At 57.1% G+C, this 17,991-nt stretch carries 18 protein-coding genes and 1 tRNA gene; 9 read left to right on the top strand and 10 right to left on the bottom strand.

Annotated elements, in window-relative coordinates:
* Positions 1–70: 70 nt before the first annotated feature.
* The 5 genes from leuC to SynSYN20_RS01695 all read right to left on the bottom strand — a co-directional run bounded on the left by leuC (position 71) and on the right by SynSYN20_RS01695 (position 5,510).
* The gene (gene leuC / locus SynSYN20_RS01715; protein ID WP_186524483.1) at positions 71–1,477 is read right to left on the bottom strand and encodes a 3-isopropylmalate dehydratase large subunit; all 1,407 of its coding nucleotides are present in this window, start codon (positions 1,475–1,477) and stop codon (positions 71–73) included.
* A gap of 97 nt (positions 1,478–1,574) precedes the next feature.
* On the bottom strand, positions 1,575–2,846 hold the full coding sequence (locus SynSYN20_RS01710) for a competence/damage-inducible protein A (protein WP_186525378.1): 1,272 nt from the start codon (positions 2,844–2,846) through the stop codon (positions 1,575–1,577).
* Positions 2,839–3,963, bottom strand: coding sequence for a glycosyltransferase family 4 protein (locus tag SynSYN20_RS01705; RefSeq protein ID WP_186524482.1), 1,125 nt, complete (start codon positions 3,961–3,963; stop codon positions 2,839–2,841). Before SynSYN20_RS01705 ends, SynSYN20_RS01710 begins: the two co-directional genes overlap by 8 nt.
* 89 nt (positions 3,964–4,052) lie before the next feature.
* Positions 4,053–5,342, bottom strand: a complete 1,290-nt coding sequence (gene glyA, locus SynSYN20_RS01700; protein WP_186524481.1) for a serine hydroxymethyltransferase — start codon at positions 5,340–5,342, stop codon at positions 4,053–4,055.
* 94 nt (positions 5,343–5,436) lie between these two features.
* Positions 5,437–5,510: transfer RNA gene (locus SynSYN20_RS01695), tRNA-Arg, on the bottom strand.
* A 91-nt stretch (positions 5,511–5,601) separates the two neighbouring features.
* On the opposite strand from SynSYN20_RS01695, the gene SynSYN20_RS01690 reads away from it, so the two are divergent.
* From SynSYN20_RS01690 to SynSYN20_RS01680, 3 genes are read left to right on the top strand one after another with little or no spacing between them, the layout of a single operon-like run.
* Complete coding sequence (locus SynSYN20_RS01690; protein ID WP_186524480.1) at positions 5,602–5,856, top strand: hypothetical protein; 255 nt, start codon at positions 5,602–5,604, stop codon at positions 5,854–5,856.
* A gap of 35 nt (positions 5,857–5,891) precedes the next feature.
* Positions 5,892–6,182 carry a DUF3181 family protein gene (locus SynSYN20_RS01685; protein WP_186524479.1) on the top strand — a complete coding sequence of 97 codons (291 nt, stop codon included), beginning with the start codon at positions 5,892–5,894 and terminating at the stop codon, positions 6,180–6,182.
* Positions 6,183–6,207: 25 nt separating this feature from the next.
* Positions 6,208–6,471, top strand: a complete 264-nt coding sequence (locus tag SynSYN20_RS01680; RefSeq protein ID WP_186525377.1) for a cytochrome-c oxidase — start codon at positions 6,208–6,210, stop codon at positions 6,469–6,471.
* Here the strand turns inward: SynSYN20_RS01680 and murJ are convergent.
* On the bottom strand, positions 6,458–8,065 hold the full coding sequence (gene murJ, locus SynSYN20_RS01675) for a murein biosynthesis integral membrane protein MurJ (RefSeq protein ID WP_186524478.1): 1,608 nt from the start codon (positions 8,063–8,065) through the stop codon (positions 6,458–6,460). The genes SynSYN20_RS01680 and murJ overlap by 14 nt on opposite strands.
* Positions 8,066–8,145: 80 nt before the next feature.
* Between murJ and sfsA the strand changes: the two genes are divergently transcribed.
* The 4 genes from sfsA (at position 8,146) to SynSYN20_RS01655 (ending at position 12,516) form a co-directional block, all read left to right on the top strand.
* Positions 8,146–8,898 carry a DNA/RNA nuclease SfsA gene (gene sfsA / locus SynSYN20_RS01670; RefSeq protein WP_186524477.1) on the top strand — a complete coding sequence of 251 codons (753 nt, stop codon included), beginning with the start codon at positions 8,146–8,148 and terminating at the stop codon, positions 8,896–8,898.
* Positions 8,899–9,030: 132 nt separating this feature from the next.
* Positions 9,031–10,503 (top strand): ammonium transporter, encoded by a 1,473-nt coding sequence (locus SynSYN20_RS01665; RefSeq protein ID WP_186524476.1) that lies wholly within the window; start codon positions 9,031–9,033, stop codon positions 10,501–10,503.
* A 129-nt stretch (positions 10,504–10,632) separates the two neighbouring features.
* Entirely contained in the window at positions 10,633–11,829 is a 1,197-nt protein-coding gene (locus SynSYN20_RS01660) for a 4-hydroxy-3-methylbut-2-enyl diphosphate reductase (protein ID WP_186524475.1), read from the top strand.
* 60 nt (positions 11,830–11,889) lie between these two features.
* Positions 11,890–12,516: a DUF1997 domain-containing protein gene (locus tag SynSYN20_RS01655; RefSeq protein WP_186524474.1), complete on the top strand. Its 627-nt coding sequence runs from the start codon at positions 11,890–11,892 to the stop codon at positions 12,514–12,516.
* A gap of 6 nt (positions 12,517–12,522) precedes the next feature.
* Here SynSYN20_RS01655 and SynSYN20_RS01650 read toward each other — a convergent pair whose 3' ends face one another.
* Both SynSYN20_RS01650 and purH read right to left on the bottom strand, forming a co-directional pair.
* Entirely contained in the window at positions 12,523–12,984 is a 462-nt protein-coding gene (locus SynSYN20_RS01650; protein WP_186524473.1) for a DUF4079 domain-containing protein, read from the bottom strand.
* A gap of 50 nt (positions 12,985–13,034) precedes the next feature.
* Positions 13,035–14,624, bottom strand: a complete 1,590-nt coding sequence (purH, locus tag SynSYN20_RS01645; protein WP_186524472.1) for a bifunctional phosphoribosylaminoimidazolecarboxamide formyltransferase/IMP cyclohydrolase — start codon at positions 14,622–14,624, stop codon at positions 13,035–13,037.
* Between the two features lie 60 nt (positions 14,625–14,684).
* Between purH and SynSYN20_RS01640 the strand changes: the two genes are divergently transcribed.
* Entirely contained in the window at positions 14,685–15,308 is a 624-nt protein-coding gene (locus SynSYN20_RS01640) for an alpha/beta hydrolase (protein WP_186524471.1), read from the top strand.
* 34 nt (positions 15,309–15,342) lie between these two features.
* On the opposite strand, the gene SynSYN20_RS01635 is transcribed toward SynSYN20_RS01640, so the two are convergent.
* Complete coding sequence (locus tag SynSYN20_RS01635; protein WP_186517788.1) at positions 15,343–15,711, bottom strand: DUF3155 domain-containing protein; 369 nt, start codon at positions 15,709–15,711, stop codon at positions 15,343–15,345.
* Between the two features lie 391 nt (positions 15,712–16,102).
* Between SynSYN20_RS01635 and SynSYN20_RS01630 the strand changes: the two genes are divergently transcribed.
* Positions 16,103–17,263 carry an ATP-binding protein gene (locus tag SynSYN20_RS01630; protein ID WP_186524470.1) on the top strand — a complete coding sequence of 387 codons (1,161 nt, stop codon included), beginning with the start codon at positions 16,103–16,105 and terminating at the stop codon, positions 17,261–17,263.
* Here the strand turns inward: SynSYN20_RS01630 and SynSYN20_RS01625 are convergent.
* Complete coding sequence (locus SynSYN20_RS01625) at positions 17,196–17,969, bottom strand: adenosylcobinamide-GDP ribazoletransferase (protein WP_186524469.1); 774 nt, start codon at positions 17,967–17,969, stop codon at positions 17,196–17,198. The two genes, SynSYN20_RS01630 and SynSYN20_RS01625, sit on opposite strands and share 68 nt — an antisense overlap.
* Positions 17,970–17,991: the final 22 nt, after the last annotated feature.

The following is a 17,991-nucleotide window of genomic DNA, read 5'->3' as shown; positions in this document are numbered from 1 at the left end:
AGGATCAAGAGAAATAAAACAGCAACCAAAACACTGAAATAGTGCGGGAGTCTCCCGCCACAGCCGAAGATCAGACCCCGAGCAAGCGAACATCGCTGACATGACCAGTCACCGCAGCGGCGGCGACCATGGCAGGGCTCATCAGCAAGGTGCGCCCGCTGGCAGATCCCTGGCGCCCCTTGAAGTTGCGGTTGCTGGAGCTCGCACTGATCTGACGCCCCTCAAGACGGTCAGGATTCATCGCGAGGCACATCGAGCAACCAGGCTCGCGCCACTCAAATCCCGCAGCGCGAAACACTTGGTCTAGGCCTTCCGCCTCAGCAGCACGAGCCACCTGCTCGGAGCCCGGAACCACAAAGGCCTTGATCCCAGCAGCCACTTGCCTCCCCCGTGCCACAGCGGCCGCCGCCTTGAGATCACTCAAGCGACCATTGGTGCAACTGCCGATAAAGCAGACATCCACCGGCACGCCGGCAATGGCCTGGCCAGGCTTTAAATCCATATAGCGGTAAGCCTCTTCCGCGATTGGTCGATCGGCAGGATCCAGTTGCTCAGGCTTGGGGACCTGCTCATCCACGCCGATCCCCTGACCGGGGGTAATCCCCCAGGTCACCGTTGGGGCAATCGTTGCTGCATCAAATCTCAGCTCATCGTCAAAGACGGCATCAGCATTCGATGCCAGGGAACGCCACCAACGCGTCGCCCGCTGCCAGGCTTCACCACTCGGTGCGGAAGGGCGGCCCTCCAAGTATTCAAAGGTTGTCTGGTCGGGATTGACATAGCCGCAGCGAGCGCCCCCCTCAATCGCCATGTTGCAGAGGGTCATCCTCTCCTCCATCGAAAGAGCGTCGATTGCCGGTCCGGCGAACTCATAGGCATGGCCAACCCCAGCCTTAACCCCAAGCGAACGAATCACATGCAGGATCAAGTCTTTGGCAAACACCCCTGGGCTCAGCTGATTATCAACCCAAAGGCGGCGGACCTTGAGTTTGTTCATCGCCAAGCTTTGGCTTGCCAGCACATCACGAACCTGAGACGTACCAATACCAAAGGCGATCGCTCCAAAGGCGCCGTGCGTTGACGTGTGCGAATCGCCGCAGGCCACCGTCATGCCGGGCTGCGTTAGTCCCAGCTCCGGCGCAATCACATGCACGATTCCTTGACGACCACTGCCAATCCCATTGAGCACGATTCCATGCTTGCTGCAGTTGCGTTCCAGGGTGCTGAGCATCTCCTCCGCCAATGGATCGGCAAAGGGCCTGGCCTGATTCGTGGTGGGAACGATGTGGTCCACCGTTGCCACCGTTCGCTCCGGACAACGCACCTTCAATCCCTTGTCTTCCAGGGCCACAAAAGCCTGAGGGCTTGTGACTTCATGGATCAGGTGCAGTCCAATCAACAGCTGGGTGGAGCCACCAGAGAGTTCCGAAACGCGATGAAGATCCCAAACTTTGTCGTACAGGGTTCCGCTGCTCATTCCCACTCGATAATTCACTCAAAACCCTAAAGGCAAGCAGCGTTCAATCCAATCCACTGGATCTCGCCCTCCAGCCCTCTTTCTGCTCGCCCTCCTCCTAAGAGTGAGCCAGCAAGCGCAAGCGAAGACAATTCAAAACCTCACCAGCGCTAACGGTCCGGATCCACTCCCGACCACGGGTGGGGCCCAAGAGCAACATCTCACTGCTGCATCCATCCGGCCCAGCGACACCAACAAACACCAATCCCACGGGCTTTTCCAGCGTTCCGCCATCAGGGCCGGCGATTCCCGTAATCGAAAGCGCCCAATCCGATCCGGTGAGACGACGAACACCCAGCGCCATCGCCTCGGCCACTGGCGCACTCACGGCACCGTGCTGCTCGAGCAGCTGTTCAGGCACGGATAACAGATCTCGCTTGATGGCATTGGCATAGGAGATCACCCCGCCCAGCATCACGGCAGACGCGCCGGGCACCGCTGTGAGCTGAGCGCCTAACCCTCCCCCCGTGCAGGATTCAGCCACAGAAAGGGTTTGGCCGGCTTGCGCCAGCCGCTTCAAAACAACAGAGGCCAGCGAATCTTGATCCACGCCAAAGCAAAGGTTGCCCGTGCGCTGGCGCAACTCATGCTCGGTTTGATCCACCAGCAGCCAAGCCTTCGAGGGCTCATCAGCGCAAGCCGTAATCCTGAGCTTCACCTCTCCGCGGCCGGCATAGGGCGCAACGGTGGGGTTAACCCCATCCAACAGATCGGCCACCTGTTCGGCCAACGTGGATTCACCGATTCCCCAGAAATGAAGCAGGCGGCTCACAAACACACCTTTGGAGAGCCCAGACGAGCGGAACCAGGGCGCGGCCGTGGCCTTCCACATCGCTTTCATCTCACTGGGCACTCCCGGAAACGTGAGAACGGTGAATCCAGGCACCGGGGTCCAGATCATGCCGGGAGCGGTTCCCGTTGGATTGCGTAAAACCTCAGCTCCAACAGGCAAGAGCGCCTGACGACGGGTTTCAGGTCCAGGGGTACGACCGCGGCTAAGGGCTTTCTCTTCGATGTCAGACCAAACCTCGGCTCGTTCTTCCAAAGGAACAGAAAACGCAGCTGCAATCGCCTCCGTGGTGAGATCATCCGGGGTTGGTCCAAGCCCACCGGTCACGATCAACACGCTGGAGCGTTGCGCGATCTCCTGAACCAGGGCAATCAGGCGATCGCGGTTGTCGCCCACAACGGTTTGGCGAAAGTGGGGGAGGCCAAGGGAGGCAAGCTCCTCCGACAGCCAACGGGCGTTGCCGTTGAGGATGTTGCCAAGCAGAAGCTCCGTCCCAACACAGAGGATCTCAACACCAGAGCGGTCCGAGCGATCAGCCATGGCGATCAGGGTCTGAAGGTTCCAAGCCTGAAGGCTCAACTGTCGCCTCGAGATGACGCTGACGATTGATGGTCACAACCGTGGCCACAAGGATGGCCGTCGCCAGCCCAAGCCAGAGAAAACGCATTTCCACATTGGCCACCACCATGGCCAATGACGCCAGCCATTGCGTAAACACGTAGATCAAAACAACGGTGCGGCGATGGCTAAAGCCAGCACGAAGAAGGCGGTGATGCAGATGGCGTCGATCTGGATAGAAGGGGGAGCGACCATCGCTGAGACGCCCCATAATCACGGCCGACATATCGGCCAAGGGCAACGAAAGAATCAACAACGGCAGCAACAAGCTCACCGTTGTGAGCCCTTTCGCAGGGCCAACAATGCTTACGGCGGCAAGGGTGAACCCCAAAAAATACGATCCACCATCACCCATAAAAATGCGAGCTGGATTGAAGTTGTGGCGGAGGAAACCAAGGCAACTTCCAGCTAATGCGGCAGCAAGAAAAGCAGCCGCTGACTGATGGAGTGAAAAACTCACTGACACCAAGCCAACCGCTGCGATTCCAGCAACACCTGCGGCTAAACCATCAAGGCCATCGAGCCAGTTGATTGCATTGGTGATCCCTACCAGCCAAATCACAGTGGCGACCAAGCTGAGCAGGTCAGGAAGGAGCAAAGCTTCAGAGCTGCTGGCTAACCAAGGCAGATCAATCGCTCCAATCCGAACGCCCTGGGACCAAACAACCACCGAAACGGCAACCTGACCTGCCAAGCGCGGCCAAGGAGACAGAGCAAACAGATCGTCGGAAAGACCGATCACGAAAAAACAGAGAGAGCCAGCAAGCGTGGTCCAAATGAGCTGGTCACGGGCCGGAGCCAACAGGCCAAACCCGCCCATCCACCACGTCACCCCAAGGGACAAACAAAAGCCCAGGACTAAGGCGATACCCCCCAACCGCACCATGGGGGTGGTGTGCTGCTTGCGCGAATCAGGCTGATCCGTGAGACCCAATCTCAAACCCAACCCCCGCACCAAGGGGACAAGCAGAGTCGTAATCACAGCAGCGACCACAAGACTCGCCGAAGCGACTGCGAGAGGAGTACTCGCGAACGTCACAAAAAACTCCGGCGGAAGGTCACCAAAAAGGATCTTTTAGAAGCGAATCTTAGGCAAAAAAAAGCTGAGAGACACGGCTGTTAAGGCCCTCAAGCGAGAGCCGGTTCCAGAGCAGGGGCATAGAGCGGAAACCGCTTGCAGAGATCACCAACTCGCTCCAAGCAACGCGCCTGAATGGCGTCATCCTCAGGGTTCAGAAGGCGATCAGCGATCACATCAGCAACCTCTTGGAAGGCCTTCTCATCGAAGCCACGGGTGGTGAGAGCAGCCGTTCCCAAACGCAAACCACTGGTCACGAAGGGCGACTCAGGGTCAAAGGGAACCGTGTTCTTGTTGGCCGTGATGTGCACATCACTCACCAAAAGATCAGCCACCTTGCCGGTCATCCCGATGCTGCGCAAATCGAGAAGCACCACGTGGTTATCCGTACCACCACTCACCACATCAATCTTTCGCTCCTGAAGTCGTGCCGCGAGTGCCTGAGCATTGGCAACAACCTGACGGCTGTAAGTCTTGAAGTCGGGCTGCAACGCTTCGCCGAAAGCCACGGCTTTTGCGGCGATGACGTGTTCCAGCGGTCCACCTTGCGAGCCTGGGAACACCGCCTTGTCAAATCGGCGTGCGAACTCTGCATCGCGACAAAGGATCAAGCCACCACGGGGGCCGCGTAGGGTTTTGTGCGTGGTGGTGGTGACAACATCACAGTGAGGTACTGGGCTGGAATGCACCCCAGCAGCAACGAGGCCGGCGATATGGGCCATGTCTGCCAGCAGGTACGCACCCACTTCGTCCGCGATCGAGCGGAACGCAGCAAAGTCAATCGCGCGTGGATAGGCCGAATATCCACAAATGATCAGCTTGGGCTTGTGCTCCAGAGCCAGCTGGCGAATGGCCTCCATATCAAGGCGCTGCGTCTGTTGATCAACGCCGTACTGGACCACGTTGAACCACTTGCCGCTCACATTGACCGGTGAACCATGGGTGAGGTGCCCCCCATGGCTGAGATCCATCCCAAGGATCGTGTCACCGGGCTGAAGCAGGGCAAGAAACACAGCAAAGTTTGCCTGAGCTCCGCTGTGGGGCTGAACATTCGCCCAAGCCGCATCAAAAAGTTGCTTCGCTCTTGAGATTGCCAATTCTTCAATGGCATCCACGTGCTCACAGCCGCCGTAGTAACGCTTGTGGGGCAACCCCTCGGCGTATTTATTCGTCAACACCGAACCCTGAGCTTCCATCACCGCCTTGGAGGTGAAGTTCTCCGATGCAATCAACTCAAGATGCGTCTCCTGACGCATCTGCTCTTGATCGATCAAACCAGCAATGGCAGGGTCTGCAGCCTTTAGAGATGCATTAATCGGGGCTGCGGAGCGGTCTGTCATGCGTTTCGAACACCAATGCATGAATCGTAGGGAATAGGCCCCTCGCAAACACGAATCTTCAAAAAAAAACTGCCTTATCGGCAGTTTTTAGAAGCGCGCCTGGAGAGATTCGAACTCCCGACCCTCTGATCCGTAGTCAGATGCTCTAATCCGCTGAGCTACAAGCGCTTGGAAGCCACCATCTGACCGTACCAAGGCACCCTTCGTCAACCAACGGACATCAACACGTCAAAATCAACGCAGTAACGAGGGTCATCACATGCCGCTCCGCTGGTACGGACCCGCCGATCCGAACAATGCCACCTACAGGCATTTCAACAGGGTGGTGAATTTCTGCCTCCACGCCGGAGGGTTTGCCGCTGTGAACAGCGGCCTCTGGTTTGTGCAAGAAATGCGTCACCCCTGGAGCCATCTCGACCTCTGGACAGAGGCTTGGCTGGGGGCCTTAATAATTCACCTGCTGGTCGTGATTCGTCTGCGCCCTGGCAAAGACGCAGACACAGACGAAAGCTGAGTCAGCATGCAATCCGCCGCTCCGACACCACAACGATGACTCTGGACTCAGCTGACCTCCGTTCCCTCACCTCAACGCTGGCGGACCGGCTTTACATCCAGGTGGCTGGATGGCATCTGTATTTAGGTGATGCCGGCTTAGCCGAAGCCCTTGCGATTGAATGCAGCGCGCTGCTCGACCAAGGCGCGGTCGTGGCTGCACGACAAGCCCTGGAAGCTGTTCAAGTGCCCATTGGTGGAGGGAGCACGCGATTACCGATGGCACGTCTGTTGCCGTCCTCTCAACTTTCGGACCTCGAGGAGATTCTCGAAGGACACTGCCGATAAGGTTGCAACGTTGTTGGACTCTGCCGTGCTGATCATCGAGGTCACCAACGCCCGCGATGTGGTCCGCCAACGGATCGGCCGCCTTGGCGAACGCTTGATCGGGAAGGTTGTCGATCCCGAGGCCCAGGTTGAAAAAGCTCTCATCCAGGAGATGGAAACCGCCTTTCGCGACTTTGGGATTGAAGCGCGCATCCTTTCCGTGCAAGGGCCCCAGCTCGTTGGCCGCCAACATCTCGAGTTACCGATTCAGGTGAGAGAAGACCGAGAGGTGCGCCTCAACGACGAATAAGGCGACGCGTCAGGCCTTGGCTGATCTCGCGAACCTCTTGAACGTTGAATGCTTGCCCTAGGGCCATAAACACCAAAACGCCAAGGGATCCTGAAAGTCCGACCTGCAGGAGACGGCCCACAAGATCAATCGGCCAACGCACCCCTTGGCTCAAGCACCAGGCCACGATTCCAGCGCCTACGGCGGCAACCATGAGGCGCAAACCATCCAGGCCCCACTGTTTTAAAGGCAACACTTTCAGCCGATGCTGCAGGGCCAACAACAGGGCGACGCAGGTGAGCACATTGATCAAGACGGTGGCCAGCACCAAACCCGCTGCACCGAAATTGAAGGGAAGTTGAGGCCCCCAAGGCGTTGGACCACCCACCAGGGCCCAGTCGAAGACGACATTGAGCCCAATACCGATCACCGAAAGGCGAAACGGTGTTGTGCCGTCGCCAAGGGCGTAAAACACGCGCACCAATACATCTCTGCCGAGATAGGCGGGCATGCCAAGTCCATAGGCCATCAACAAGCCCGTTACGAGCTCCACCGCTCCTTGATTGAAGGCACCCCGCTCGTACACCAACGCGACGATGGGAGTGGCGAGGGCCAGGAATAAGGCGCCAAGGGGAAGCATCGAAGCCGTCGACAACATCAAGCCCTGACGAATGCGAGCGATCAGCTCTGGGCGATCTTGCGGAGCCGTCAGACGGGAAAATGTTGGCAACAGCGGCACCAACAACGCGTTGGAAATCAACCCCAGCGGCGTCTGAACCAGCAAATTGGCGTAACCAAGTCCAGCCGCCGCTCCAAGCAACCCCGAAGCGAAAAACAGATCAGTAAACACATTGATCTGCAGCATTCCCGACGACAGGGTGGCCGGGCCCATCACCTGCCAAACCTCCTGAACACCGGGATGGCGCCAATCCCAGGCGAGACGCAACTGAACCAGCCCCTGCTTCATCAGAGCAGGTAGCTGCAGAAGCCATTGCAGAAACGCTCCCACCAGGGTGGATAACGCCAACACCACCCCTCCCCAAAGCGCGAGAGCGGGCGTTGAGATCGCAGAGCCCGCCTGCCACCAGAGCAAACCGATGCCCACGATGAGCGCGAGGCTGGACATCAACGGCGAAATCGCCGGAATCCAGAACTCATCAGCAGCATTGAGCGATCCAAAGCCAAGGCCGATCAGACCAGCCAACAAAGCCATTGGAGCCATCACTTGCAGTTGCACCGCGGCGATGCGGTGCAACTCCGGACTGAGACCAGGGCCAACAAGCGTGATCAGAGGATCAGCTGCCAACACGAGAACGATCGTTACCAGCAGCAGCAGAGCGCTGACCATCGTGTTCAACGTGGCCAAAATATGAGCACCCTCCTCACGAGGACGGCGGCTGAGCACGCTCACCATGGCGCTATGGAATGGACCATTGATCCCTCCCAGAAGAATCAATAAAAATCCAGGAAGAACATATGCATAGTTGTACGCGTCATAAGCAGCACCCACCCCGAAGGCTGCCGCAATCACCAACTGACGAACCAGGCCGCCAACTTTGCTCAACAACGTGCCGTAGGTGACGACCAGGGCAATGCGCTTCAGAGATCTCGCCATTCGTCGTCTGATCACAGCCCTTCTGAGAGAGCATTCTCAACCCTGTGCCAGGTCACCATGGACTGATTCAGCCAGCAGCCATGACCGGCACCTCGATCCTTCAGTTTCCTGCCCTCAGTGAAGGAGTGCTCCTGAAGCGCTACAAACGCTTTCTGGCTGATGTGGAGCTCAACGATGGACAGGTCGTCACCGTCCACTGTGCCAACACTGGACCCATGAAAGGCGTACTCCATCCGGGCGGGAGAGTCCGGGTTCGCCATGCCCCTTCCCCGAAGCGCAAGTTGGCTTGGACCTGGGAGCAGGCCGAGGTCCCAAGCAGCGACGGAACGCTGTGTTGGGCTGGTATTAATACCGCTTTGCCGAACAAACTGATTCGGGCCCTGATTGAAGCCGGTGGACTCAAAGACCAGCTCGGTCCGATCAAGTCGATCCGCGCCGAGGTCCCTTACGGACACAATCGCAGAAGTCGAATTGACTTATTGCTCACCCCAGACGACAGCGCAGACGATCAACGCCCCATCTACCTCGAAGTCAAAAACACCACCTGGAGTCACGGCGACGTTGCACTCTTCCCGGACACGGTGACCGAGCGGGGCCAAAAGCACCTGGAGGAACTTACGGCACTCATTCCTGAGGCAAGAGGTGTGTTGGTTCCTTGCCTGAGCCGGCCGGATGTCAATGCTTTTGCCCCCGGGGACAGCGCCGATCCCCGCTACGGAGATCTGTTCAGGTTGGCCATGACAGCAGGAGTGGAAGTGCTTCCTTGCCGCTTCAACTTTGAGCTTGATCAGATCACATGGGAAGGCCTCCAGCCGGTTCATCCCCGTCAGTAAAAAGACCTAAAACGTTATTAAATCCAGATTTGGTAGCAACAGCGACTTGAGAAGTGTGCCTTAGCGAGCAGTTTTAGTTCGTTCAATCGGACATCTTCTCGTCCAGCTCAAATTGCAGTCCTGCTTTTTTCCATGACAACTGCTTACGAGTCGCCCACTAGGCGACGCAAATCTCGCCTTCAAGAGGCAAGCCTCTTAGAAGGCCCGATGCTGCTTCTCCAAAGCATCCGCGGATTTAAAACCAATCGCTCGCTCTTGTGGCTTGGCTGCGTGCCACTTGCCCTGTTCGGTCTTGGCCTGTTCAACCTCTCGGCCCATGCCGCAGAGATGCCAGAACTCAGTGCAGCGTTTCTAGCCAACAACCTTTGGCTGCTCGTAGCAACGATTCTGGTGATTTTCATGAACGCCGGTTTCGCCATGGTGGAAGCCGGAATGTGTCGCCAGAAGAATGCAGTCAATATTCTTGCTAAAAATCTCTTCGTCTTCGCCCTTGCTGTAACCGCTTATTGGTTTGTTGGCTATTCGTTGATGTACGGCGATGCCATAGCCGCAGGCTTTCTCTACTTCAACGGGTTGTTTTTTGATCCAGCTGTCACGCCCGAGCTGATCTCAGAAGCTGGACTCGTTCCAAGTGTTGATTTCTTGTTTCAGGCTGCTTTTGCTGGAACCGCGGCAACAATCGTTTCAGGCCTCGTCGCAGAGCGCGTGAAATTTGGCGAGTTTGTGGTGTTCTCGCTCATTCTCACCGCTTTCATCTATCCCATTGCAGGCAGTTGGGAATGGAATGGCGGATGGCTGAATTCTGTTGGCGATAAAGAGTTCATCGACTTTGCTGGATCATCGATTGTTCACTCCGTTGGAGCCTGGGCAGGACTGATTGGAGCGATGCTTCTCGGCCCACGTATTGGCAAATTTATTGATGGCAAGCCTCAGGCCATCCCTGGTCACAACATGGCCATTGCCACTCTTGGCGCACTGATTCTTTGGATTGGTTGGTACGGATTCAACCCTGGATCCCAGCTCGCCATGGATCAGTGGGTCCCTTACGTGGCAGTAACCACAACATTGGCTGCAGCTGGTGGCGCGATCGGAGCCACCGTGATCTCAACCCTGACCTCAGGAAAACCTGATTTGACCATGATCATCAACGGCATCCTTGCCGGCTTGGTGAGCATCACTGCAGGATGCGGCAACCTCACCTTTGTTGGCTCCTGGGTTGCTGGTCTGGTCGGCGGAATCATTGTTGTCTTCGCCGTATCAGCTCTTGACGCATCAGGCATCGACGATCCAGTCGGAGCCTTCTCCGTCCATGGCGTCTGTGGCGTCTGGGGAACCTTGGTGGTTGGTCTTTGGGGTTTTGACATCCAGGGCGATGGCTCACCACTGGGCTTACTCGTGGGAGGTGGCATCAGCCAGCTTGGAATCCAAGCACTGGGTTGTGCGGCCTATGCCATTTGGACGATCGTGACCTGCTGGATTGCTTGGTCTGTCATCGGTGGTTTGTTCGGTGGCATCCGAGTCTCCGAGAAGGAAGAAACAGAAGGGCTGGATATTGGTGAGCACGGCATGGAGGCCTATCCAGATTTCGTGTCATCAGGCCGATAACCCGTTCCATTCGCAGCATTTGATCTGCGCTTCACCTTGTCCCATCCTGGGACAGGGTTTTTTATTGGCTACTGCGATCAGTCGCTAGTGCCAGACAGCCCATAGAGTCGAACCACTGCCGTTACAGATATGGATACTCACGCCTTCAAACGCTCGCTGCATCATTCCGATCGCTACAACCGGCGAGGCTTCGGTCGAGCCGAAGAGGTGGCTGGGAGTTTGGAACAGGCTTACCAAAGCAGCCTGATTGGTTCCATCCGAGACAACGGGTATCACCTAACCCATGGCCGACTCCAGGTGCGCCTCGCCGAAGCGTTTGGATTCTGCTGGGGAGTGGAGAGGGCTGTCGCCATGGCTTATGAAACGCGCCGTCACTACCCGCAAGAACGCATCTGGATCACCAACGAAATTATCCATAACCCCTCAGTGAATGACCACCTTCGAGAAATGGATGTGTTGTTCATCTCCGTGGAGGGTGGAGTCAAGGACTTTTCTGGTGTGGCATCGGGCGATGTGGTGATCCTTCCCGCCTTTGGTGCCACCGTTCAAGAGATGCAACTTCTCAATGAGCGTGGCTGTCACATTGTTGACACCACCTGCCCATGGGTTTCAAAGGTGTGGACGACCGTTGAAAAGCACAAGAAGCAAGCCTTCACCTCGATCATTCACGGCAAGGTGAAACACGAAGAGACGCTTGCAACAAGTTCATTTGCAGGAACGTATCTCGTCGTTCTCGATCTTGAAGAGGCCCGGCTCGTCGCTGAATATATTCTCGGCAACGGCAATCGCGAATCGTTTATGGAACGGTTCTCCAAGGCCTGTTCACCAGGGTTTGACCCTGATCGTGATCTCGAACATTTGGGTGTGGCCAATCAAACCACCATGCTCAAAAGTGAAACCGAAGAAATTGGACGCTTGTTTGAGCGCACCATGCTCAGCAAATACGGGCCAACGAAACTCAATGAACATTTTTTAGCTTTCAACACCATCTGCGATGCCACTCAGGAGCGGCAGGACGCCATGTTCTCGCTCGTTGACGAAACCGTGGATCTGATGGTGGTGATTGGGGGCTACAACTCCTCCAACACGACCCATCTGCAAGAAATTGCGGTCAGCCGTGGGATCCGTTCCTTCCACATCGACACTCCAGAGCGAATCCACACCGACAATTCGATCGAGCACAAGCCCCTGGGAGAAGAGCTCACAGTTGAAGCACTATTCCTGCCCAGTGGGCCCGTAACCGTGGGGATCACCTCCGGGGCCTCCACCCCAGATCGGGTTGTGGAGCATGTGATCCAGAGACTGATCGCCCTGAGCGAAAACTGATCCCCAGACCCCTTTACATTGGTTCATCATGGAGACCTCTCCAACCGGGGACCTGCAGACGTGCTGCTCTTGACGAGACCCTCAACCGACACATTGCGCGGTAGCGAAAGCCGTCAAGTTCGCTGTTATCGCAGTCAATTTCGCGATCGCATGGAGATGCGTGCCGACTTCCAAACCGTTGGGGCCTACCTCGATCGGCATGAAGGCTGGTTTCGACGTTGCGCAGCTCCCATGGAGGTCAAGCCCATCGACGAGCAGGCCTATGCCCTCACTCTTGGACGGTTTGGCAACTTCGGTTTTGAAGTAGAACCCACGATCGGGTTGCGCCTACTCCCTCAGAACGCTGGTAATTATGCAATCTGCACGGTGCCTCTCAGCAATCAAGATTCAGCCTTAGCTGATCTCTATGACGTTGATTTCCAGGCCAACCTCCGCCTTGAAGACAACAGTGCAAGCGACTCGATTGAAGAGCTCACAGCTGTGAGCTGGGATCTTGATCTTTCGGTTTGGATTCACCTTCCCAAGATGATCACCCTGCTTCCTGACGGACTGGTCCAGTCCAGCGGTGATCATTTACTTCGCCAGATTGTCCGCCAAATTTCAAGGCGTCTCACCTGGAAAGTGCAAGAAGATTTCCATGCAAGCCACGGTTTGGCATGCCCACCCAGAAGGCGGGCAGCCTTTTGATCAAGATCAGCGGTTCACCCAGATCTTGTTCACAATCTCCATGCCGCTCACCGCTTGCCAAAGGAACAAGGTGAGCGTGCCCATGTTGAGACCAACGTGCGCTTTACGAGCAATCACATTGCCCTGCTGCATGAACGGAGCCAATGATGCAGCCAAGGCAATCATTCCAGTCATCGCTAAGCCCACGAGCAGATGCGGGCCCACGAACAACTTGCCGTTGTTGATGTAAGTCACGGCCATACCACCGATCATTCCGGTCACCATCACCCCGAGGATCAGGCTTCCCCAGCGGTAATGACGCTGAGCAAACTTGCCTGGGAGCAGGGCCTTGCGTTGCTCTGGGGTACCTGTGCGTACCTTCTTGGCTTTGATCCCAAGAAACATGGAATAGCCACCTGCAGCCAGGAGCCCCCACATCATCAGAGGGTGCATGAAGCTGGCGGCAAAAGGCAAAGCGGGCAGGGTCATAGGTCAGTTCGTTGAGTGGACGGGTAAAACGAGATTAGGTGCCCGCCTTCTCAGTGAAGAAAGTGACGGCGTCCGGTAAGCACCATGGCCAAGCCAAGTTCATCGCAGGCCTTGATCGAGTCAGCATCCCGAAGGCTTCCGCCTGGATGGATGACGGCCTTAATCCCATGGCTTGCGGCAAGACGCACGGTGTCATCGAAAGGGAAGAAGCCATCACTCGCGAGCACAGCCCCTACGGCTTGCTCACCAGCAGCGTCTAAGGCAAGTCGGGCAGACCCAACGCGATTCATCTGACCAGCCCCAACGCCCAGGCTCTGACCATCACGTGCGACCAAAATCGCATTCGAGCGCACGTGACGCACGAGCTGCCAAGCGAAACGGAGATCGGCATCTTCAGCCGCGGTGGGTTGACGCTGGCTCGCCACCGTCCAGGAGGAAGGATCGATCGGTTGATCGTCGAGATCCTGCACCAAAACCCCACCAAGAATGCTGCGGACGTGGTCTTTAGGTGCCGCATCAATCGCCTCAGGCGCCAATTCGAGGAGGCGGAGATTACCTTTGGCTGCCAAGATTTCGCGGGCTTCTGGGCTGTACCCAGGAGCGACAACACACTCCAAGAACAAGCTGGTGAGCTCCTTGGCCGCCTGGCCATCCACCACAACATTCAGGGCAACAATGCCACCGAAGGCGCTGATTCGATCACCATCAAGAGCCCGAGTGAGGGCGGTGGCCACGCCATCACCCACCGCAACGCCACAGGGATTGGTGTGCTTCACCACCACAGCCGCCGCTTGCTCTGCGCGATGCAGGCCCTCTGAGCCATAACCAAACTCACGAACGGTGGCCAAGGCCGCTTCCAGATCGAGCAGATTATTGGTGCTGAGCTCCTTGCCTTGCAGCTGCTTGGCCCCACCCCAGCCCACGGGGCTGCTGAACCAAGCCGCCTTCTGGTGGGGGTTCTCCCCGTAGCGCAAGGTCTGCCGGAGCGGCAGAGCCTCCAGCCATGGCAGAGCTTCGGCTGGAGCTTTGGCTTCGGCAGCAGGTTGCAACTCAGGGCGAGATTGCATCCAACGACTAATCGCAACGTCATAGGCAGCCGTATGAGCAAATGCCTCTAAGGCCAACTGCCGGCGCACATTGGCGTCCACGCCTCCAGCCGATCCAGACAGCGCTTGCAAAAAACTGTCGTACTGCTCAGGACTGGTGAGCACCGCCACATGGGCATGATTTTTGGCAGCAGAGCGAACCATCGTGGGTCCGCCAATATCGATGTTCTCAATGGCGGTGTCCCAACTCACATCGGGGGCTGCGATGGTTTCCCTAAACGGGTAAAGGTTCACCACCACCACATCGATGGGATCGATCTTCTGTTCGAGGAGATCCGCCTCATGGGCCGGATCTCCCCTTCTCGCCAAGATTCCGCCATGGATTCGAGGGTGGAGGGTTTTAACGCGACCACCAAGGATCTCAGGGGCTCCGGTGTGGTCTGCCACTCGCGTGACGGGCAATCCAGCCTCTTCAAGCACTTTGGCTGTTCCACCACTGGATAGCAGCTGATAACCATGGAGCCGATTGAGAGCCTCAGCGAGGGGCACCACACCCCTTTTATCAGACACGCTCAGCAAGGCAGTTGGAGCCATGGCAGCAGGACGAAAGACAGGGCTTAGGCCAACCTACGCAGCAACCGCGCACCTAATGCCATGGCCGCCGATCTGCTCCGCCAACCCACAGCACGGGCTCAGGCACGCCTCGTTCTTCTCCATGGCTGGGGAGCCGATGCCGGCGACCTGATGCCGCTGGGAGAAGCGCTCGCCGAGGCGATCGCGACACCACTCGAGCTGGTTGCCCTGCAAGCTCCCCAACGCCAAAGCCAAGGATCAGGACGACAGTGGTATGGCCTCTTCCCCGCCGATTGGGCCGCCGTTCCAGCAGCTGTTGAAGGGTTAAAAGAACGCATCAACAGCTTGAGTTCAGAAGAGATTCCACTGGAAGCAACGGTGCTCTTGGGTTTTTCTCAAGGAGGTGCCATGACCATGGCTGCCGGCTGTGACTTGCCTCTCGCCGGATTAATTGCATGCAGTGCCTATCCCCACCCCAACTGGCAAGCCCCTCTAACTCGCCCACCTGTGCTTCTTCTGCATGGACGGCATGACGAGGTCGTACCGCATTCAGCCGCCTTAGCGCTAAAAAATGACTTAGCGGACAGCAATCAAGCTTGCGATCTCTTCAGTTTTGACCATGGTCATGCCATCCCCGTTGAGGCTCAGGCTGAAATGAAAAAAGCCCTCAAGCGTTGGCTGGATCAACCAGCTCAGAGCGCTTAAGGGCTTTGCAATCAAGGGTTGGAATGAAAGGGAATCAGACGAAGGCGTATTCGTACTCTTCCATTTCCTCCCAATCATCAGACGCCAGGTCTAGGCCTTCAAAGATGACCTCTTCACCAACGTGATCAACGATGGAACGAAGGGAAGGGAACAGAAAATGATTTTCCTCGGCGTACTGAGCGCTGAACAGTCCTTTTTCACCCCAGAAGAATTTGTCTGTGGTGTGTTCGTTACGGCGCACGTTGACCAGGGCCGGGGGCATGAGAACACCCTCAGCGATATAGCGGCGAGCCGCTGTCACAGGCTTGTGTTCACCAGTTTCGAGATGGTGAGTCGGCACATGCGCCAGCACACGCTGGCCAGCGAGGCGACGACGACTAATCCTCTTACGTTTTTTGGACATTGGGCAAAAATCCCTGTTGAGGGAGTGAGAGGGGGCTGTCAAGAAAGACCGGCACCGTTTTGAAGCGGCAAACGATCAAGTGAGACGCTCATAAAGAGCATCGTGACGTCAGCGAATCGGGGGATCGATCGCGCAGCCAAAGCGGCACGAACAATCGACAAACACCATCGCTTTCAACGGCATAGAACCGATGACAACAGGAGACACATCAACCTCTGCTGTAACCTTGGTAGCAACGAAAGTGCAACCCGAGCAGAATCGACAGGAAACCGGCACCTCAACGAAGAGCGCCGTCGGTCGATCATCTGATCTTAAGACTTTTTCCTGAATTGGCAAGACGGTTCACTCTTGGGTTGCTGTCCCGGCTATATCCAGGCACACAATTTCACGCATGCAGCTGTCCAACCGGTTCCTAACCCTGGTCAAGCAACAGCTGCAGAGCTTCTCTGGCGACGCGTCTCTGGAGAGACTTGTTGTTTACATCGCGCAAAGCAGTGAGGGAGACGCGCCCAGCTTCACGATGTTGGATCAGTGGCCTCCAGATGGTGGCCGACTCCCGGAGATTGCCGACGACCCCCTTCTGCGCATTCCGGCGCCAGAGCGGCACTGGTTTCCCCTTCGCCATGACGACCTCTTGTTAGGAGTTCTGAGAGCAGAGCAGCAGCGCGAATCGGAATGGTCCGAGCAACTCGATCACCGCCTGCAAGCCAGCGCCTCTGCCTTGGCTTACAGCCTTGGCCTTGAGCTCGAACGCAGCCGCTTACTAGACGAGCTCCATCAGCATCGCCAACAGATGAATCTTGTGGTGCATCAGTTGCGCAACCCACTGGCAGCCTTGCGCACCTATGCCCAGCTTCTGCTCCGACGCTTGGGGCCAGAGCATCTCCAACGCCCACTCGTCACAGGGCTTCTTCAAGAGCAGGCCCAGCTCGACCGCTACATCACATCCCTGGATCTCATCGGTCAAGAGAACCTGCCGCATGGCCCCGAGGCGCCCGCCCCACTTCTTCTTCCCCAGGTGGCATCAAAGGGGCCAGGGCTCACGATCGAACACCTGCTCCAACCTCTGATTGAACGGGCTGCCGCAACTGCCGCACTTCAGAACCGCGCATGGCAAGCACCAAGAAACTGGCCTGATTGGACTCAAGAGATTCGGCCAGATGACGATGCCGTTGTCTCAGAGGTCGTGGCCAATCTGCTGGAAAATGCCTTCCGCTACAGCCCCACAGGCTGTCCACTAGGCCTCAGCCTGCTGGAGCACAGCATCTTGATCTGGGACGGGGGACCTCCCATCCCAGATCAAGAACAAGAACTGATCTTCCGCAAAGGCGAACGGGGCAGCAGCAGCAAGGATCAATCCGGATCCGGGCTAGGGCTCGCCCTCGCTCGCCTTCTCGCCGAAGAACGAGGCGGGGCACTGGTTTTAAGCACCAATCCGAACCAGCTCGACCCCAGCTTGCCCAGCCGCGGCAATGGCTTCCTCCTCAGCCTGCCCCCGAGCCCAGAGAAGGCGCCAACAGGGCCGTCAACAACAAACCAGAGGTCTCGCTGAGCATCACAACAGCTCCATAACCATCTCCCGTCATCCCTCCGAGGCGCCGGCCAAGCCACTCAGCCACAACCAAAGCGCTCAGCAAACAAAGAGGAGCCATCCAGAACGGCAGCTGCTGAAACAGTGGGTTCAGTGGGCTCAACACCACCAACAAAACCAGGGTGGGGACAACGTCTCCAAGACCCTTTTGGTGACGGCGGTGAAAACCAGCCGTTCCATTCACCCGCAAATAAGCGAACCGCGCCATGGCCCAAAGGGGCGACACCCTTGCCAAAGCGCTCGTGACCAGCAAAGCGATCGGTGCCAGCGGCCCCAAGCGCACCAAAGCAGCGAACTGCAACAACAGCACCACCACGGACAACTGCACACCACTGGCACCCACACGGCTGTCCTCCATCGCCTCCAGGCAACGCTCAGGCCCTGCAGCGAGACCATCAGCCGTATCCATCAACCCATCGAAATGGAGCCCACCAGTGAGCCACAACCCCAAGGCCAAAACAGCTGGAACGAGCGCGACTTGAGGCCATTCCAAACCGGACAAAAGCCACCACAATCCCGCCTGCAAACCACCAATGACCAAGCCGATCCAAGGAGCAAAGCGGGCGATGCGTTCAAAGCGAGGCTGAGGCCAGGGCCAGGCAGGCAGCACGGAATAAAAAATCCATGCACCCACTAAATCGCGCAGCCACGAGGGCGCTGAAGGCATGACCTCAACCGATCGACCAACA

Source organism: Synechococcus sp. SYN20, from assembly GCF_014279555.1.
In the GTDB taxonomy this organism is placed as follows: Bacteria; Cyanobacteriota; Cyanobacteriia; order PCC-6307; family Cyanobiaceae; genus Synechococcus_C.
This window is presented reverse-complemented; position numbering and strand designations above follow the sequence as displayed.

Coding starts and splice junctions, on each gene's coding strand:
- SynSYN20_RS01660 (WP_186524475.1), top strand. CDS start 10,633: ATGGATACTCACGCCTTCAAACGCTCGCTGCATCATTCCGATCGCTAC.
- SynSYN20_RS01635 (WP_186517788.1), bottom strand. CDS start 15,711: ATGTCCAAAAAACGTAAGAGGATTAGTCGTCGTCGCCTCGCTGGCCAG.
- SynSYN20_RS01650 (WP_186524473.1), bottom strand. CDS start 12,984: ATGACCCTGCCCGCTTTGCCTTTTGCCGCCAGCTTCATGCACCCTCTG.
- SynSYN20_RS01630 (WP_186524470.1), top strand. CDS start 16,103: ATGCAGCTGTCCAACCGGTTCCTAACCCTGGTCAAGCAACAGCTGCAG.
- SynSYN20_RS01690 (WP_186524480.1), top strand. CDS start 5,602: ATGCCGCTCCGCTGGTACGGACCCGCCGATCCGAACAATGCCACCTAC.
- SynSYN20_RS01710 (WP_186525378.1), bottom strand. CDS start 2,846: ATGGCTGATCGCTCGGACCGCTCTGGTGTTGAGATCCTCTGTGTTGGG.
- sfsA (WP_186524477.1), top strand. CDS start 8,146: ATGACCGGCACCTCGATCCTTCAGTTTCCTGCCCTCAGTGAAGGAGTG.
- SynSYN20_RS01640 (WP_186524471.1), top strand. CDS start 14,685: ATGGCCGCCGATCTGCTCCGCCAACCCACAGCACGGGCTCAGGCACGC.
- SynSYN20_RS01665 (WP_186524476.1), top strand. CDS start 9,031: ATGACAACTGCTTACGAGTCGCCCACTAGGCGACGCAAATCTCGCCTT.
- SynSYN20_RS01685 (WP_186524479.1), top strand. CDS start 5,892: ATGACTCTGGACTCAGCTGACCTCCGTTCCCTCACCTCAACGCTGGCG.
- SynSYN20_RS01625 (WP_186524469.1), bottom strand. CDS start 17,969: ATGCCTTCAGCGCCCTCGTGGCTGCGCGATTTAGTGGGTGCATGGATT.
- leuC (WP_186524483.1), bottom strand. CDS start 1,477: ATGAGCAGCGGAACCCTGTACGACAAAGTTTGGGATCTTCATCGCGTT.
- murJ (WP_186524478.1), bottom strand. CDS start 8,065: ATGGCGAGATCTCTGAAGCGCATTGCCCTGGTCGTCACCTACGGCACG.
- glyA (WP_186524481.1), bottom strand. CDS start 5,342: ATGACAGACCGCTCCGCAGCCCCGATTAATGCATCTCTAAAGGCTGCA.
- purH (WP_186524472.1), bottom strand. CDS start 14,624: ATGGCTCCAACTGCCTTGCTGAGCGTGTCTGATAAAAGGGGTGTGGTG.